This is a genomic window from Clostridium sardiniense (genome assembly GCF_050584765.1).
Lineage (GTDB): Bacteria > Bacillota > Clostridia > Clostridiales > Clostridiaceae > Clostridium > Clostridium sardiniense_A.
Window position 1 is genome coordinate 472687 of sequence record NZ_JBNOOR010000001.1, and the last position, 16773, is coordinate 489459.

General features: G+C 27.6%; 14 protein-coding genes. 10 read left to right on the plus strand and 4 right to left on the minus strand.

Going from position 1 to position 16773, the window contains the following annotated elements; genetic code table 11:
- Nucleotides 1-77 precede the first annotated feature (77 nt).
- The gene (locus tag ACQPUW_RS02335; protein ID WP_430835881.1) at nt 78-992 is read right to left on the minus strand and encodes a hypothetical protein; all 915 of its coding nucleotides are present in this window, start codon (nt 990-992) and stop codon (nt 78-80) included.
- Between the two features lie 84 nt (nt 993-1076).
- Between ACQPUW_RS02335 and ACQPUW_RS02340 the strand changes: the two genes are divergently transcribed.
- Nucleotides 1077-2285, plus strand: coding sequence for an extracellular solute-binding protein (locus ACQPUW_RS02340; RefSeq protein ID WP_430835882.1), 1209 nt, complete (start codon nt 1077-1079; stop codon nt 2283-2285).
- A 44-nt stretch (nt 2286-2329) separates the two neighbouring features.
- Here the strand turns inward: ACQPUW_RS02340 and ACQPUW_RS02345 are convergent, their stop codons facing one another.
- Complete coding sequence (locus ACQPUW_RS02345) at nt 2330-2737, minus strand: Fur family transcriptional regulator (RefSeq protein WP_430835883.1); 408 nt, start codon at nt 2735-2737, stop codon at nt 2330-2332.
- A gap of 367 nt (nt 2738-3104) precedes the next feature.
- Between ACQPUW_RS02345 and ACQPUW_RS02350 the strand changes: the two genes are divergently transcribed.
- Complete coding sequence (locus tag ACQPUW_RS02350) at nt 3105-3434, plus strand: hypothetical protein (protein ID WP_430835884.1); 330 nt, start codon at nt 3105-3107, stop codon at nt 3432-3434.
- A 148-nt stretch (nt 3435-3582) separates the two neighbouring features.
- Nucleotides 3583-3768 carry a hypothetical protein gene (locus ACQPUW_RS02355; RefSeq protein WP_430835885.1) on the plus strand — a complete coding sequence of 62 codons (186 nt, stop codon included), beginning with the start codon at nt 3583-3585 and terminating at the stop codon, nt 3766-3768.
- Nucleotides 3769-3882: 114 nt separating this feature from the next.
- Here ACQPUW_RS02355 and ACQPUW_RS02360 read toward each other — a convergent pair whose 3' ends face one another.
- Complete coding sequence (locus tag ACQPUW_RS02360; RefSeq protein ID WP_430835886.1) at nt 3883-5358, minus strand: nicotinate phosphoribosyltransferase; 1476 nt, start codon at nt 5356-5358, stop codon at nt 3883-3885.
- Nucleotides 5359-5468: 110 nt separating this feature from the next.
- Here ACQPUW_RS02360 and ACQPUW_RS02365 point away from each other — a divergent pair, with 110 nt between their 5' ends.
- The 4 genes from ACQPUW_RS02365 to ACQPUW_RS02380 all read left to right on the plus strand — a co-directional run bounded on the left by ACQPUW_RS02365 (nt 5469) and on the right by ACQPUW_RS02380 (nt 11479).
- The gene (locus ACQPUW_RS02365) at nt 5469-7484 is read left to right on the plus strand and encodes an ATP-dependent helicase (RefSeq protein WP_430835887.1); all 2016 of its coding nucleotides are present in this window, start codon (nt 5469-5471) and stop codon (nt 7482-7484) included.
- 130 nt (nt 7485-7614) lie between these two features.
- Nucleotides 7615-8799: a M20 metallopeptidase family protein gene (locus ACQPUW_RS02370; protein WP_430835888.1), complete on the plus strand. Its 1185-nt coding sequence runs from the start codon at nt 7615-7617 to the stop codon at nt 8797-8799.
- 71 nt (nt 8800-8870) lie between these two features.
- Nucleotides 8871-9842, plus strand: coding sequence for an RluA family pseudouridine synthase (locus tag ACQPUW_RS02375; RefSeq protein ID WP_430835889.1), 972 nt, complete (start codon nt 8871-8873; stop codon nt 9840-9842).
- A gap of 14 nt (nt 9843-9856) precedes the next feature.
- The gene (locus tag ACQPUW_RS02380) at nt 9857-11479 is read left to right on the plus strand and encodes a putative polysaccharide biosynthesis protein (protein ID WP_430835890.1); all 1623 of its coding nucleotides are present in this window, start codon (nt 9857-9859) and stop codon (nt 11477-11479) included.
- 29 nt (nt 11480-11508) lie between these two features.
- On the opposite strand, the gene spoVB is transcribed toward ACQPUW_RS02380, so the two are convergent.
- Nucleotides 11509-13002: a stage V sporulation protein B gene (gene spoVB, locus ACQPUW_RS02385; protein WP_430835891.1), complete on the minus strand. Its 1494-nt coding sequence runs from the start codon at nt 13000-13002 to the stop codon at nt 11509-11511.
- A 157-nt stretch (nt 13003-13159) separates the two neighbouring features.
- Here spoVB and ACQPUW_RS02390 point away from each other — a divergent pair, with 157 nt between their 5' ends.
- The 3 genes from ACQPUW_RS02390 (at nt 13160) to ACQPUW_RS02400 (ending at nt 16722) form a co-directional block, all read left to right on the plus strand.
- On the plus strand, nt 13160-14425 hold the full coding sequence (locus tag ACQPUW_RS02390; RefSeq protein ID WP_430835892.1) for a hypothetical protein: 1266 nt from the start codon (nt 13160-13162) through the stop codon (nt 14423-14425).
- 117 nt (nt 14426-14542) lie between these two features.
- A complete protein-coding gene (locus ACQPUW_RS02395; protein ID WP_430835893.1) occupies nt 14543-15040 on the plus strand; it encodes a hypothetical protein in 498 nt (165 codons plus the stop codon).
- Nucleotides 15041-15060: 20 nt separating this feature from the next.
- Entirely contained in the window at nt 15061-16722 is a 1662-nt protein-coding gene (locus ACQPUW_RS02400) for a B12-binding domain-containing radical SAM protein (RefSeq protein WP_430835894.1), read from the plus strand.
- The last annotated feature ends 51 nt before the right edge of the window (nt 16723-16773 follow it).

Below are 16773 nucleotides of genomic sequence, written 5' to 3' on the forward strand. Positions count from 1 at the left end.
TCCTACAGGCTATATTGAATTATAAATTTAATATAGCTCCCCCCCCATCCCCCTTTTAGGCCGCAATTAGCGGCCTTTTATTTTATTTCAATATTAGATATCTTGAAATTTGTACTATTCTCTCTAGAGAGATCTAATTCAAAGAATATTTTATTTTTCTTAGATGATATTTTGTTGGTTTTTTCAAACATTATATTCCATCTAATATTTTCAATTATACCATTATTATCAATTTCATTATCATAGAAGAATGCATTCTTAAAAGAATACGTAAACTCATCTTTATTAAGTTGCCATAGCCTTGACAGAATAGACTTATCAATATATTTATGGAATATATCAGGATAGTCTGTAACCTCATAATCTAATGTAACTAAATCAATAAATTTTAAAATTTTATCATAGTCAGATACTATTTCTGAGTTTTTACTTATATCTACAAAATCATTATTTATAAGCATAAAATTTTTAAAAGATGATTTTGTGTTAGATTTATCAAAAAATTGTATTTGGGGTGTTCTGTTCATATTTGAATCTATTAAACCTACAATTGAATCATTTGAAGAAAGTTTTAATACAAACTTATCTGATTCATATGAGAATAAATATGCTATTGGTAGATCTTTTTTATATCCTTGAATTAATATTTCAGGTTTATTATCTCTTGATATGTTTAATATAAGAACATTCATATTATAAGAATCATTATAATCTGATAAATAGTTGTCTGAAATTAATGAGCTTAATAAAATAGTCTCTTTAAGAGTTGTTATTTGAAGGTCACTATGATTATTAGATTCTATTACTTTTATATTTTCAGATATTCCATCTCCAGTTAAATCAATATTTGCATCACTATCTATAATAATAGGAGAATTTACTTGTATTATTGGCTTATCCATAATGTAGACTATATATGTTATAGATAAAATTATAATAATTAAAGAAATAAAAATTAATATAATAGAGTTTTTAGTAACTTTATTTTTCATGTTATAAACCTCCTCAATAAAGTATATGAAACATATATAATTTAATGATTAACTAGGCAAACTATAAGAAAGGAGGTGTAAAATTTGAAAAAAAAATTAAGTTTAATGCTGATTTTACTATGTTTATGTTCATTATTAATAGGTTGTGGTAAGAAAAAGAATGAAGAAGTGGAAGGTGTAAATCTGTACTATAATGCTCAAAATGTAAAATCAATAAATTATATAACTGATCTGATAAAAAAATATGAAGAGGAGCAAGGCGCTAAAATTAATATTATTCCTGTAAATGATATGAAAGAAGTAGAGAAGAATATAAATGAAAAAAAGGATTCTTCTTTAGTACTATTAGACAGATATAATTTTATTGATTATAAAAATAAAAATTATTTAAGAGATTTAAGTTATTTATTTAAGGAAAAGAAAATAAAAGAAAAGTTTTTTCCTATAAATAATTTATATGGAATGTATGAAGAAAAATATTATGGTCTTGGGATTACTCCATATTCAATAGATCTTATATATAATGAAGAGGCTTTAAAAAGTAAGGGAATAGAAATAAAAGAAAATAGTTATATAGAAATGTTAACTAAGTTAAGAGAGAAAAATATAAAAATACCTACTTATATAAAGAGTCAATATAGTAAAGAAATTCTCTTGAGTTGTTTAGTTGCTAATGATACAATAGCTTATGATTTGTATAAAACAGATAAAGCAAGCAATCTTCCAGAAAAGATTAATTATATAGAAAATGGTCAAAAGATTTTTGATGTATTGCATGATCTATATAATAAGAATATAGTAAGGGAGGATATGTTTATTGAAAGTGATGAAGCTGTTATTAAGGAATTTAATGAAGGGAAAATTCCAGTTCTTTTAACAACAACATTATCATCAGAAAATATAACAAATAAAAAAGGAATAGGTTTAATAGATAAGATGCCTATAGAAAATAAAAATATAAACACTACTGTTGGGATGGATGCTACATTATGTTCAATTATTGGTAGCTTAAAGACAGATTCTGTGGATAATTTTTTCAGATTTCTTATTGAATCAAATCCTTTTGGAGAATTAAGTAAAAAGAATTGTGTTACAGGAAATAGAGAAGCAGATAGTAATTTAAAAGGTGTACAAAGAAAGATGGCTAATGGAATCAGAGTAGCTAATGAAATAAATATGTTTTATATTAATATAGTATCAAATGAGAATATTAAGAAAATAGATAAAGAATGTAAAAAAATTCTTAGTGGGCAATATGATGGAAAGGAATGGAATAGAGTAATAGGAAAATAAAAAAATAAAAGCAAATCTATAATAGATTTGCTTTTAATAAAATTTTATTGACAATCCTTACAAAGGCCGTAAAAATAAGTTTGATTAGATAAAATCTTATATTCTGAGTTTTTTTCTACCTCTGAATTTAAGTGATCAAAAGAAAGATTTAATAAATCATCAACTCTTCCACAATTTATACATTGTATATGTGGATGTGAGCCTACATTTCCATCATATCTAAAGTTTCCTTCACCAACGTTTAATTCTTGTATTAAATCAACTTCAACTAAAGTTTTTAATGCTTTATAAACAGTAGCTAAACTCATTGTAGGGAAATCAGTCTGAATGGCTTTATATATAACTTCGGCTGATGGATGCTCTTTTGTACTCATCAAATATTTATAAACAGCAAGTCTTTGAGGTGTTAATTTAAGCTTTTTTTCTTTGAAAATAGCAGTAATATTATCCATACCTATACACTCCTTAACTTGATAATAATCATATTATATCTTTTTAGATATATAAAGTCAATGATTGTTAATAAATTACTATAATTTGTAGATAATAGATATTGATTAAATTTTCTAACAAATTTAAAAAAATTTCCTTGCTATATAAAGAAAACAATGTTAAAATATAAACAAAGTTGTTAATTGATTAACAAATTCCGTGTTCATTTCATTTTATATAGAACAGTTAAATCTGTTCTATCTTTTTTTTATTTTTTAAATTATTTAATAAGAAGTTAATTTATTGTTTAAAGGTAATAATTAGTTGAAAGTAATATTTTAAAGTGCTAAGATATTACTGAAAAGAGAATTAGGAGGAGGAAGTGCTATGGCTAAATATAAAGTTGGAGATGAATTATTAATAGTAAATGATCCTACAGAAGAAAAAGAGAAATTAAAAGAGTTAACTAAGTTAAATATCGATAATGATTTTGCACAAATATCATGGGGTATTAAAATATTAAATGTAGAATATGATAAACCAAATGTTACTCTTACATATAGAAATATAAATGGTGAGACTAATAAGGTATTTGCTATATGCAAAAATATAGCAAACTTTGATCAACAAAAAGTTCTTGAAAAAGCCTTATTAAAAGCATTCCAAAATGAAATAATTGATATTTCAGTAGGAAAAAACACTGGTTGCTTAAGATAAGAAAATAATAGCCACACGAGAAATCGTGTGGCTATTATTTTATTTACAAAATTTTAAAAAAATGTAAGAAAAGGCTTTATTTTTCTTTGACTGTATTATATAATGAAGTGGTATAAAAAGTGGATTCGTTTACAAGGTGGGGAGAAGTATGAGGAAGTGTCCGTTTTGGTCATCAGAAGAGGAAAGTATAGGTTGTAATACTGAATGTCCTATGAATCAAGATCTGGATAAGGAAGAGGAATGCATATTCAAAGAATGTCTAGATGGAACGAATTTAAAATTTAGTGATTTAATAGATGCTAATGAGTTCCAAATTGAGGATGAATTTATTTAAGATATTGAAACGTAATTAAAAGGAATAAAGCAACATTGATATTAAAATATCAATGTTGCTTTATTTTATAACTTAAAATACTAAAAATTTTCATTATAATATTTAATTATTTATCTATGAATAATAATTTGTTGTTGAATGTAATAGAGTTTGTTTTAGTGACCAAAGCTTATCAGATAAATCAACATAGTAGTTATGAGGATTTTCAAATCTTAAAACTTCAGGCCAAAGTTTTTCACTTTCTAAAATAGCATATTCTCTAATATCCATAACTGATGGGGAATCATATACTAAAGTTCCCTTATCAAATATTTTAACCATTAAATCTTTCAAATAATAATTCTTAATTATTTTCTTTTTCCAAGTATGTATTGGATGGAAAATTGTTAATGGAAGATTTTCATCTATAACTTCATCATGAAGCATTATTAAATCTGCTATTGCTTTGTGAGTAGTCTTATCAAAAATTCTTACTGTCTTTTTAAATCCAGGATTAGTGATTTTCTCATTATTTTCACTTATCTTTATTTTAGGAATTATTTTTCCTTCTTTTTCAACAGCAACTAATTTATAAACGCCTCCAAAAACTGGTTCTGATTTCGCAGTTATAAGTCTTTCGCCCACACCAAATGAATCTATGCAAGCACCTTGACTTAGTACATCTCTAATAATATGTTCATCAAGAGAATTAGAAACTACTATTTTACAATCACTATAGCCTGCTTCATCTAAAATCTTTCTGCATTGTTTAGTTAAATATGTTATATCACCTGAATCTATTCTTATACCTGTTGGTCTTTTACCTTGTGGCTTTAGTACTTCATCAAATACTTTTATAGCATTAGGTAAACCTGATTTTAAAACATTATATGTGTCGATTAAAAGTAGACAATTGTCAGGATAAACCTCTGCCCATGTTTTAAATGCTTCATATTCTGTATCAAATAATTGGATCCAACTATGAGCCATAGTTCCAATTGCAGGAATATCGAAACGTTGATCTGCAAGTGTACATGCAGTTGCATGACAACCTCCAATCATAGCAGCCCTTGCACCATAGATTGCACCATCATATCCTTGAGCACGTCTTGAACCAAATTCCATAACAGTTCTTCCATCAGCAGCTCTACAAATTCTATTTGCTTTTGTAGCTATAAGAGTTTGATGATTTACAGTTAAGAGAATCATTGTTTCAATAAATTGAGCTTGAACAACAGGTCCTCTAACAGTAACTAGAGGTTGATTTGGGAATACTGGATTTCCTTCAGGTACTGCCCAAACATCACAGGTAAATTTGAAATTCTTAAGGTATTCTAAAAAGCCTTCAGAAAATATATTCTTAGATTTTAGGTAAGCTATGTCATCATCTGTAAATTTTAATGAACTTAAGTATTGTACTATTTGTTCTACTCCAGCCATAATACAATATCCGCCGCCATCTGGTACTCTTCTGAAATACATATCAAAATAAGCAATTTTATCTTGGATATCCTTTTCAAAATAACCATTTCCCATAGTTAATTCATAGAAATCAACTAACATAGTTAGATTTCTATCATCTTTAACGTTAAAAGTTGTTATATTGTCCATAAGTCAACTCCTCTAAAAAAATACTTAAAACTATTGTACAACTTAAATAGAATTATTACAATATAGTTATTCCCTATAAGATGTGGCAATAATCAAGAAAGAAGGAGGGAATGTTATTGCAATTAGATTCATTCCAAAAAGAGGCAGTTAATGCAAAAGACAGAAATATATTAGTTGTTGCAGCTCCCGGTTCTGGAAAAACTACAGTTATAATAAATAGAATAAATCATCTTGTAAATGATCTTAAAGTATACAACAAAAATATAATCGTCATAACTTTTACAAAAGCGGCAGCACTTAATATGAAAGATAGATATATAAAAGCTTTTAAAACAAATTATTCACCATTCTTTGGTACATTTCACGGCCTATTTTATAAAATGTTACTTAGAGAAGGATATGAAATAAATATAATAGAGTCTTACAAGGCACATAGATTAGTTGAAGCGGTTTTAAAGAAATATTTTGATGATATAAATGAAGATAAAATAAAAGAAGTAATAAATAATATAGCACTATTTAAAAATTCAAGAATAAGCCTAGAAGAATTTAAACCATCAATTACTAAAGAGATATTTGAAGATTGTTTAAATACTTATAATCAATATAAAGAAGATAATAATCTTTGGGATTTTGATGATTTAGCTTTAAAGGTATTAGAAATGTTAAAGGAAAATAAAGGACTTAGAGATGGATATAGAGGTTTATTTAGATATATATTAGTAGATGAGTTTCAAGATTGTGATGAACTTCAAATCGAATTTTTAAAGATGATGAATGAAGATGAAGAGAATTCACTTTTTGCAGTTGGAGATGAGGATCAGTGTATATATTCATTTAGGGGCTCTAAACCTGAATATATGGTTATATTTAATGATATATTTAAGGGTGGTAAGAAATACTTTCTTTCAAAAAATTATAGGAGTTCAAATAATATAATAGATGGAGCTAAAAGTGTCATAGAATATAACAGAGAAAGAAATAAGAAAGAAATAATAGCCAATAAAGAAGAGAATGGTATTATAAAGGTTTCTACTCCTTATGATGAGAAGATACAAGGAGAGGGGATTGTAGAGGAGATAAAGTCACTTATAAAAAATGAAGAATATTCTTATAGAGATAATATAATTCTTTATAGAACTAATATGGAGGCTATGACTTTTATAGATGTATTTACTAGAAAGAGAATACCATTTACATTATTAGATAAAGAATATAATTTCTTTGAGCATTTTATATGTAAAGATATTTTAACCTATTTAAAACTATCAATAGATCCTTATGATAGAGGGGCATTTATAAAAATTATAAATAAGCCATTTAGATATGTAAGTAAGAATAATTTAGAATATGTAAGGGGCTTTAGAGAACATAAAACTCCTTTCGATATATTAATGGAGAAAAAAGATACTCCACCATTTCAAATAAAGAAATTAGATGACCTTAAAAAAGATATACACTATTTATCTAAATTATCATTAAGCAGTGCAATACAATTTATAGTAAGTGATTTAGGATATTTAGATCATTTAAAAGCTTACTGTGAGAAATTCAACCAAAGTATAGATGATTTAGAAGAAATACTTGAAGAGTTTAAAATATCAGCAAGTGGGTTCAAGACAATACCTGAATTTTTCTCTCACATAGATAGTGTAAAGGAAGAAATTGAAAACTCTAGAAATAAAACTGATGAAGATAGAGTTCTTTTAAGTACTATACATAGAGTTAAGGGGATGGAGTTTAAGAATGTATTTTTAGTAAACTGCAATGAAGATACAATACCACATGTGTCAGCTGGAGAAGAAAATATAGAAGAGGAAAGAAGATTATTCTATGTTGGTATAACACGAGCTATAGATAATTTATATATATCGGCACCAAAAACAAAAGGTGGTAAATTTAAAGAGATATCTAGATTTATAAAAGAAACGGAATTTAAAAGTGAAGAAGAAATTTCACATGAATTTAAAAGAGGAACTACTGTTTATCATAATGGAAGAAGAGAACCTGGAATTATAGATGATTGCTCAGGTGATAGAATAAAGATATTATTTCAAGATGGAATAAGCAGAACTTTTTCTATAAAAGTTCTTTTAGAACGAAATTTAATAATGATCATAGAATGATAAGTGAATATTTAAAAGAAATTTCATCTAAATTACTAAGAAGATGGTATACTTAATATGTTGAATTTTAAAATAAAATGTAAATAAGAGGAATATATAGATAAGTTATGAGGATATAGGAGGAATATGAATGATTAATTTTAGAGATGAAGCAAATAAAATAAAAGAAGATTTAATAGCCATTAGAAGAGATATACACATGCACCCAGAAGTAGGATTTGAAGAAGTTAGAACTTCTACATTAATAAAAGACTTCTTAAAAAATGAAGGAATAGAATATAGAGAAGTTGCTGGAACTGGAATATGTGGTCTTATAAAAGGAACAAAAGAAGGGGAGATTAAGACTGTAGCATTAAGAGGGGATATGGATGCGCTACCAATACAAGATAAAAAGGTATGTGAATATAGCTCTAAGGTTCCAGGAAAAATGCATGCTTGTGGACATGATGCTCACACTACAATACTTTTAGGAGTAGCTAAATTATTAAATGAAAATAAACACTTATTTAGTGGAAATGTTAAATTATTATTTGAACCAGCTGAGGAAACAACTGGTGGTGCAAGTGTAATGATAGAGGAAGGTGTACTTGAAAATCCAAGAGTAGATAAGGTATTTGGTCTTCACGTTACTGAAGATTTAGAATGTGGAAAAATTAAAATAAAAAAGGGTGTTGTAAATGCGGCTTCAAATCCTTATAAAATTAAGGTAATAGGAAGTGGCGGTCATGGAGCATCACCTAACACTACAGTAGATCCAATTGTAATAGGAGCCAATATAGTATCAACATTACAAACTATAGTAAGCAGAGAGATTTCTCCTGTTAACCCATCAGTTATAACAGTTGGAAGTTTTCATGCAGGAACAGCTCAAAATATAATTCCAGGAGAAGCAGAAATTACAGGAATTATAAGAACTATGACTCCAGAGGATAGAAAGTTTGCTTGTGAAAGACTTTGTGAGGTGTCAGAAGGCATTGCTAAGACTGGAAGAGCAAGTGCAGAAGTAACAATTGAAGAGAGTTATCCATGTCTTATAAATAATGATGAGTGTGTGGATATAGTTAAAGATGCAGCTATAAAGATTCTTGGAAGTGAAAATGTAGTAGAACAAAAAGCTCCAAGTATGGGAGTTGAAAGCTTTGCATACTTTGCAATGGAAAGAGATGCAGCCTTTTATTTTTTAGGAACTGCAAACCAAAGTAAAGGAACTTTCAGATCTGCACATAGCAGTTTATTTGATATAGACGAGGATGCTATACCTTTAGGTGTTGCAATTCAATGTGAAGCAGCATTAAATTATTTGACAATAGAGTAAATAAATATTAATCTATAACAATGTAGAAAAAGATTCACGAAAGAGTTTTATTAATTAGGAGTGATTATATAGTGAGAATAGAAATAGGTGCTAATGAGGCGGGACAAAGATTAGATAAGTTCTTAAGAAAATTGCTTAAGGATGTTCCATTAAGTGCAATTTTTAAGGCCTTAAGAAAAGGCGATATAAGAGTAAATGGAAAGAAACAAAAGGAAAAGTATACATTAGAAGTAAATGATGTAGTTGAAGTAAGATATATACAAAGTCAAAAGATGACAGAAAAGAAGGAGACCTTTGTAAAGGTTGATCCAAGCGGATTAAAAGTAGCCTACGAAGATAACAATATGGTTGTTGTTGAAAAGTGGCCAGGAGTGTTAGTACATCCTGACAGTAATAAGAAGATACCGACACTTACTGATTATGTTTTATCATATTTAAATGAAAAGGGTGATTATCTTCCAGAGAAGGAAGTAACATTTACTCCAGCTCCATGCAATAGACTTGATAGAAATACGTCAGGTATAGTTGTCTTTGGTAAGAACTTCGAAGGTTTAAGAGAGCTTAATGAAATAATTAGAGAAGGTAGAATTAAAAAATACTACAATGCTTTAATTAAAGGAAGAATAAAAGATGGTATTTATAAAGGATACATATTAAAGAACGAAGAAGCCAATATATCTAGAATATACGATAAAAAAGTAAAAGATTCAAAAGAAATTTCTATGGAAGTTAAAACAATTCAAAGTGATGGAGCTTTCTCATTTATAGAAATTGACTTAATAACAGGAAGAAGCCATCAAATTAGAGCTCACCTTGCGCATATAGGAAATCCTATAATAGGTGATAATAAATATGGAGATAAAAAGCTAAATTCATATTTCTTAAATAAGTATGGATTAGACTATCAATATTTATATGCATATAAGCTAAACTTTAAAAATGTAGATGGAAAACTTGAATACTTAAAGAATAAAGTTATAACAGTAGCATTACCACCTATATTCAAAAAAATTAAGCATGATACATTTAAAATTAGATTATAGATAGGGGATTAAAAATGAGGGAAGAATCATCATCTACTAGAGGGTTTATGATACTATCTCTTGCTGGAATATTTGCAAAAGTCCTATCAGCGTTTTATGTTCCGTTATTAAATAGAATTATTGGTGTAGAAGGCGTAGGGATGTATTCGAGAAGTTATGACATTTTCATGTTTGTTTATGCAATAACAAGCATGGGATGCCAACCAGCAGTAGCGAAGGTTGTAGCTGAACTCAGGGCATTAGGAAATGAAAGAGATGCGATTAAGGCTTTAAAAATTTCAAGAAAAGTTTATGGATTAATTGGTGGAGCGCTGACAATAATATTATTACTTTTAGCTTATCCAATTGCTAAGGTGGGTGAAATAGAAAACTCTACTTTTGCAATAATGTTCTTAGCACCAAGTATTTTTCTAACTGCTATATTATCAGCGTATAGAGGTTATTTCCAAGGAAAAAATGAAATGACTGGAATAGCAGTATCACAAGTGCTAGAACAATTGCTAAACGTATTTATAAGTTTATTATTTGCTTTTCTTCTTTATCATATAAATATACAAATGGGAGCCGCTGGAGGAACTGTTGGTACTTCTGTTGGAGCTATAGTTGCCATATTTTATCTTGTGTATATATATGATAAGAAAAAATTTGAAGAAGTAGCATATAATTCGCCAAAAACAGGAAAGAGAATTACTTCAAAGACTATACTAAGAAAATTAATTAGATATGGATTCCCAATAACATTAAGTGCAGGTATACAAAACTTTGGTGGTATGGTTGATATGATGAATGTCAGTCGTAGATTAATACATGCTGGATTCACGCAAACACAATCAGATTCACTTTATGGACTTTTATATAACTATAAAGTTTTAATAGGAGTTCCACTTATTATAGTTACTGCACTTACTACTATAGTATTACCTGCAGTTTCAAGAGCATCGGCTTTAAAAGATAGAAAATCAATAAGAAGAAGTGCAAACTTTGCATTTAGAGTTACATTTGCAATAACTGTTCCGGCTGCTGTAGGACTTGCAGTTTTAAATACTGATATATATACATTACTTTATCAAAGTGATAAAGGGGCTTATATTATGGAGTATGGATCATTTATATTAGTATTTACAGCAATTGCTCAGGTACAGAGTGTAATACTTCAAGGAATAAGTCAATTCTATCCAATGATTATGTCATTTGCAGTAGGTATTGTAATTAAGATAATTGCAAACTATATTTTAGTTGGAATTCCATCAATAAATATACTAGGTGTTTTAGTTGGTAACTTCTTAAGTTTCTTTGTACCAGTAATTATAAATCATAGAATACTTACAAGAAGTATTAGATACAAAGTACCGCTTATAAGAAATTGTGTTAAACCAGTAATTGCATCAATATGTATGGCTATTGTTATACTTATTTTAAAACAACCTATATTAATTATAGGTGGATTTATTGGAACTTCAAAAATTGTTATGTATTTATACACAGTAATTTATACAATATTATTAGTTGGAATAGGTGGATTAGTATATCTATATATAATGGTTTCTTTAGGCGGAATAAGAAAATTAGATATAGAAGCACTATCACCAAGAATATATACAATGCTTCCAAGATTTATAAGAAAGAAATTAATGTAGAAAGTGTAGGGGATTCCCTACACTTTTTTTTATGCTTCTCCAAATTTTGAATAGTAAATAAAAATAAGAAATGTGATTAATACAATTGATAGTATTTCAGCTGTACCAAGTGGGAATAAGAACTTCTTTATAAATATGTTTAAAACTAAGAAGGTTAATATAGATAATAATATAAAAATTATCACATTAATCAAAGAGATATCCACATTAATTTCCTTCTTCACTTCATATAAGTTAATAAGTAGACATATTGAAGATGTTATAAATAAAGTTAAACTATACCCGTAAATGTTTATACTTGGAATAGATGTGAATATAAATAAGCATACTAGATCGATGAATGCTATTATAAGAGAATTTCTAACTATAACTCCTTGCTTATTTAATCCATTTAAGATTCCAAACATAGTTGAGGAGGTAAAGAATATAGGTGCTGATAATGATGCCATAAATATATAACCACCAAGATCATCTCTACCATAAAATAAATTACCTAGTTCATATGGAATCAAGGAGCAAATTACAGTTGTTGATAGTCCAAGTAAAAAAGCTATTTTCATAACTTTTCGTATTCTTATAGATGCAAAATAATGATCACCTCTACTTAAAGATTGAGACAAGTCAGGTATAAGAAGAGAGTTTATAGACCCAACAACTATAAGTGGTATACCAATTAATGTAATTGCCATACCTGTATATTTACCTATTAGTGATAGTGCCTCAGAGTAGGAAAAACCTGCGACTATAAGGCGTCTTGGCACAATTAAAGTTGATAAAGTAGAGAAAATGTTATTAAGAAAACCATTAATACATAATGGAAGTGATATAACTAAAACATTGAAAAGTAGTTGAGCTCTACCATCTGCTGGAGCACTAGATTTAGGTAATTTAGAAACACATCTTCTGTAATAAAAGAACAATAATATTAAGCTTTGAAGTTCTCCAATTGCTAAAGAGATATATGCTAAAGTTACAAGTGTAGTTAGATTTTCTGTACTAAAAGCATATACTAAAAGCGTAATAGTTATTATTCTCATACCTTTCTCAAATATATCCACAAGAGCTGGTACCTTAATTTTAGATACACCTAAAAAATATCCCTTTAAAATATTACTAAGTGAAATAAATACCATTGCTGGACAAGTAACCTTAATTGCGTTTATAGTTCTAACATCATTTACTCCATACTTCCCAATCAAAGGTGCAAGGAAAAATACAAGAACTCCTATTAAAAGAGCCCATATAATATTAAAAAGAGCAACTGAATTTATTGTTTTAGTAAGATTATTTGTTTCACTACGCTCATAATAAACTGCTGATACCTTAGATAGAGCAGCTACAACTCCAGCTGTCATAAGACAAATGAAGAGATTATAAATAGGCATGATAAGGTTATAAAGACCAATGCCCTCTGCTCCTAAAATCTTCGATAAGTATATGGAGAATGCAAACCCTAATAAACCTGTAGTTATATTAGAAGCTGTTAGTATGAAAGAATTTCTAAAAAAATTGTCATTAGCCAAAATAAATGTTCACCCCTTTAAACTACAGTAAAGCATATTCAAGAAAAGTATGAATTATACAATCTATTTAATAAAAACTATAAATTTAAATAATAGGAATATTACTAAGCGTTAGTAAAATATAAATCAAGTATAAGGTTAGTAGATGGAGGAATATATGAAGAGATTCTTTAAATTTTTTATTTGCTCAATTTTTATAGTAGGTATATCCCTTGGTATATATGCTTATTCAAATAGATATGGACTTAATATTATTAAAGAAGGAATAGATAGTAATTTATTGATTAAAGGGTGTGAGGGTGCTACAGCTCTAGCAAGTGGAGAAAATTCAGAGATTTATATGTATTTAAAAAATGAAATTGTAAAAATTAATAAAAAAAATAAAATAGATAAAGTATATAAAGATTCTAATTTAAACATACAAGATATGGTATATAAAGATGGAAATATATATATCTTATCTAATGAAAATTTTATACTTATAGATTCTAATGGTGAAAGTGAAATTTTAAAAAATGAACTACCATATGGAGAGAATATGTATAGAAACTTATTAGTAAAAAATGATTCAATTTTAATTTCTATAGGATCTAGAACAAATGCAGGAATTGCAAAAGAAGGAGAAAAAAAGGATATATCTCCTATAAATTTAGAGCTAAATGGAATTAATTACGGAAAAGGAAATACAGGAGCTTTTAAAGATTATGGAGTAAATAGTAGTAGTGGAGAAAAGATATCAGGTGAAGAGATAGGAACTGCATCTATAATTGAATTTGACATAAATACTGGCAAGTATAGCCTATTTGCATCAGGAATAAAGAATGTAAAAGGATATGATATAAATAGTAAAGGTGAAATTTTAGCTACAGTTGGTGGCATAGAAGAAGGCGGAGAGAGAGGAGCAATTAGAGATACAGATTATATATATAAGATAACTAAAGGTCTTTGGTACGGGTGGCCAGATTTTAGCGGAGGAGATCCTATTACATCTCCAAGATTTACAAATGATAAAATAATAGAACCATTAATAAAAAATCCTCCGGGGAAAATAGTACAAACACCTAGCTATCAGCATAATTCAGTTAATTCATTAGGAAAATTGGCTGTAGATAAAGAAGGTGAAGTATTAGATAAAGATTCTATAATTTTTTATGATGATAAGGAAAAAAATATTTATTCATTAGATGATAAAAAGATTTTATCTAAAATATTGGAACTTGAAGAGGATAGTAAAATAGAAGATATAGTATTTAGAGATAATGAGTGTATCTTCTTAGATAGCGGGAAAGGCTGTGTATATAGATTAATAAAGAATGAGAATATAATAGGGGGAAGCATACCTTATGGAGTTGCTATATTTTCTTTAATAATAATGATAGTATCCCTTGTTATAATAATTAGTAAAATTAAAAGAAAAAAATAAATTAAATAAAAAATTAATGAGTGATTAGTTAGGTTATAATGCTAATCACTTTTTCCTTTATGGTTATGTAAATAAATGGTAATATATAAATATACTATATTTAGGAGGAGGATAATTTTGAGAAAAACATTAGTGTTAAATTTTGAAGATATTAAGATTGAAGGAAACATATTAGATGTTGCCTGTGAAAGTTTAGGAATTATTAATAGTATTTCGGAAGAAGCTAAAAGCGAGATTGCAGTAGATTATATTGAAAAAGAAGAGGAAAGTATGTTACAGAATAGTAAATATGATGCATGTACTTTTTTCTTTAATTTAAACTCCTTATGGAATGTAAATAAAAGAGAGAAGCTAATTAATGAAATATCAAATTATTTAGAGAAAGATGGAAGTATATATATATGGGATATAAATAAAAATATAGGAGAGTTAGTGGATAGTAAACTTAAGGTATTATTACCAAAAGGAGACATAAGAGAGTATAGAATAAAAAACAATAATCTATTTTCGTCTTCAAGTTTTGAAGAAACAAAAAAAATCCTTGAAAAAACCTTCAAAATAGAAGAAACTAAAGTTTGGGAAGATATTTATTTCATTAAAGGAATAAAAATATAACTTTAGAGAGGAAGACGCATATGAAAATATTACTTACAGCTATAAACTCAAAATTTATTCATAGTAATCTAGCTGTTAGATACTTAAAAGCATTTACGAAGGATATGTCTTGTGAGTGCAAAATAAGAGAATTTTCAATTAATGATAGAGAAGAGAGGATCTTAGAAGAAATAATTAAGGAAAAGCCTGATGTAGTAGCACTCTCAACTTATATCTGGAATGTAGAGATGATACAAAGACTTTCAGAATTAATAAAGAGGGTAGACAAAAATATTGAAATACTTTATGGAGGTCCAGAAGTATCATATGATAGTATGCTTTTCTTAAAAGAAAGTGTCGGAGACTATATAATAGAAGGTGAAGGCGAAAAAACATTTAGAGAATTTGTAGAGTACAAATTAGGTGAAAGAGAAATAAATACAATTAGAGGACTAGTATATAAAGAAAATGGAGAGGTTAAATTTAATGGTAGTAGACCTCTTATGTCTATGGATGAATTGGTATTCCCTTATGAAGAAGATGAAGTCTTAGATAATAAGATTGTATATTATGAAGCTTCAAGAGGATGTCCGTTTAATTGTAAATATTGCCTATCATCAACTGTTCATGGAGTTAGATTCCATAAAACTGAAAGAGTGCTTAAGGAACTTAAATATTTTATTGATAAAAAAGTTAAATTAGTCAAATTCGTAGATAGAACATTTAACTGCAATCATAAATTCTCTATGGAAATATGGAAATTCCTAATAGAGAGTGATACAGAAACACAATTCCATTTTGAAATTTCAGCAGATATTCTAAAAAAAGAAGAGATAGAACTTTTAAGAAATACTCCGGAAGGAAGATTCCAATTTGAAGTTGGAGTGCAAACAACAAATGATGAAGTGCTTTCTAATATAAATAGATTTGTTAACTTTAGTGATATAAAAGAAAAAGTAGTAGAGTTATTATCTATAAGAAATATAAAACAGCATCTTGATCTAATTGCAGGACTTCCAGGAGAGGATTATGATTCTTTCAAGAAGTCCTTTAATGACGTCCACTCAATTAAGCCAGAAGAAATTCAATTAGGATTTTTAAAGCTACTTAAGGGTTCATCTATGAGAGAAGAAAGTGATAATTATGATATGAAATATTCACCATATCCTCCATATGAAATATTAAGCACAGATAAAATAAGCTATTTTGAATTAATAGATCTGAAGAAAGTTGAACATATGGTAGATAAATATTATAATAGTCAAAAGTTCAATAATATACTAAATTATTTTTATCCTAAGTTTACAGAACCTTTTAAGTTTTTTCATGAATTAGCTGTGTTTTATGATAAAAAGGGGTACTTTGATAGGAATATAGGAAATAATGAATATTATAAATTATTTTTAGATTTTAATGAAGAAATAATAAAGGAAGATAATGGTCTACTTAAAGAGGTAATAAGATATGAGTATTTACTACATAATAAGAGAAGGGGAATTCCAGATTATATAAAGGCTGATCTTTCGAAAGAGGAAGAAAAAGAAATAAAAGATTCCTTGAGAGATGAGTATTCATTTAGAGAGTATAGTGTAGAGAAATTTAGTGTTGATATACTTAAGTTTATAGAAAGTGGAGACGTAGTATACGAAAATAAATACGCACTATTAAATAACAGTAAAAACTTTATATTTTTAGACAAATAAGTAAACAAAAAGTCGTGAAAAAGTATACATGTTCAATTGAAATTTATATTA

Excerpts from the sequence above, each read along its gene's own strand:
- ACQPUW_RS02335 (WP_430835881.1), bottom strand. The coding sequence starts at position 992 with ATGAAAAATAAAGTTACTAAAAACTCTATTATATTAATTTTTATTTCT.
- ACQPUW_RS02345 (WP_430835883.1), bottom strand. The coding sequence starts at position 2,737 with ATGGATAATATTACTGCTATTTTCAAAGAAAAAAAGCTTAAATTAACA.
- ACQPUW_RS02350 (WP_430835884.1), top strand. The coding sequence starts at position 3,105 with ATGGCTAAATATAAAGTTGGAGATGAATTATTAATAGTAAATGATCCT.
- ACQPUW_RS02355 (WP_430835885.1), top strand. The coding sequence starts at position 3,583 with ATGAGGAAGTGTCCGTTTTGGTCATCAGAAGAGGAAAGTATAGGTTGT.
- ACQPUW_RS02360 (WP_430835886.1), bottom strand. The coding sequence starts at position 5,358 with ATGGACAATATAACAACTTTTAACGTTAAAGATGATAGAAATCTAACT.
- ACQPUW_RS02365 (WP_430835887.1), top strand. The coding sequence starts at position 5,469 with ATGTTATTGCAATTAGATTCATTCCAAAAAGAGGCAGTTAATGCAAAA.
- ACQPUW_RS02370 (WP_430835888.1), top strand. The coding sequence starts at position 7,615 with ATGATTAATTTTAGAGATGAAGCAAATAAAATAAAAGAAGATTTAATA.
- ACQPUW_RS02380 (WP_430835890.1), top strand. The coding sequence starts at position 9,857 with ATGAGGGAAGAATCATCATCTACTAGAGGGTTTATGATACTATCTCTT.
- ACQPUW_RS02390 (WP_430835892.1), top strand. The coding sequence starts at position 13,160 with ATGAAGAGATTCTTTAAATTTTTTATTTGCTCAATTTTTATAGTAGGT.
- ACQPUW_RS02400 (WP_430835894.1), top strand. The coding sequence starts at position 15,061 with ATGAAAATATTACTTACAGCTATAAACTCAAAATTTATTCATAGTAAT.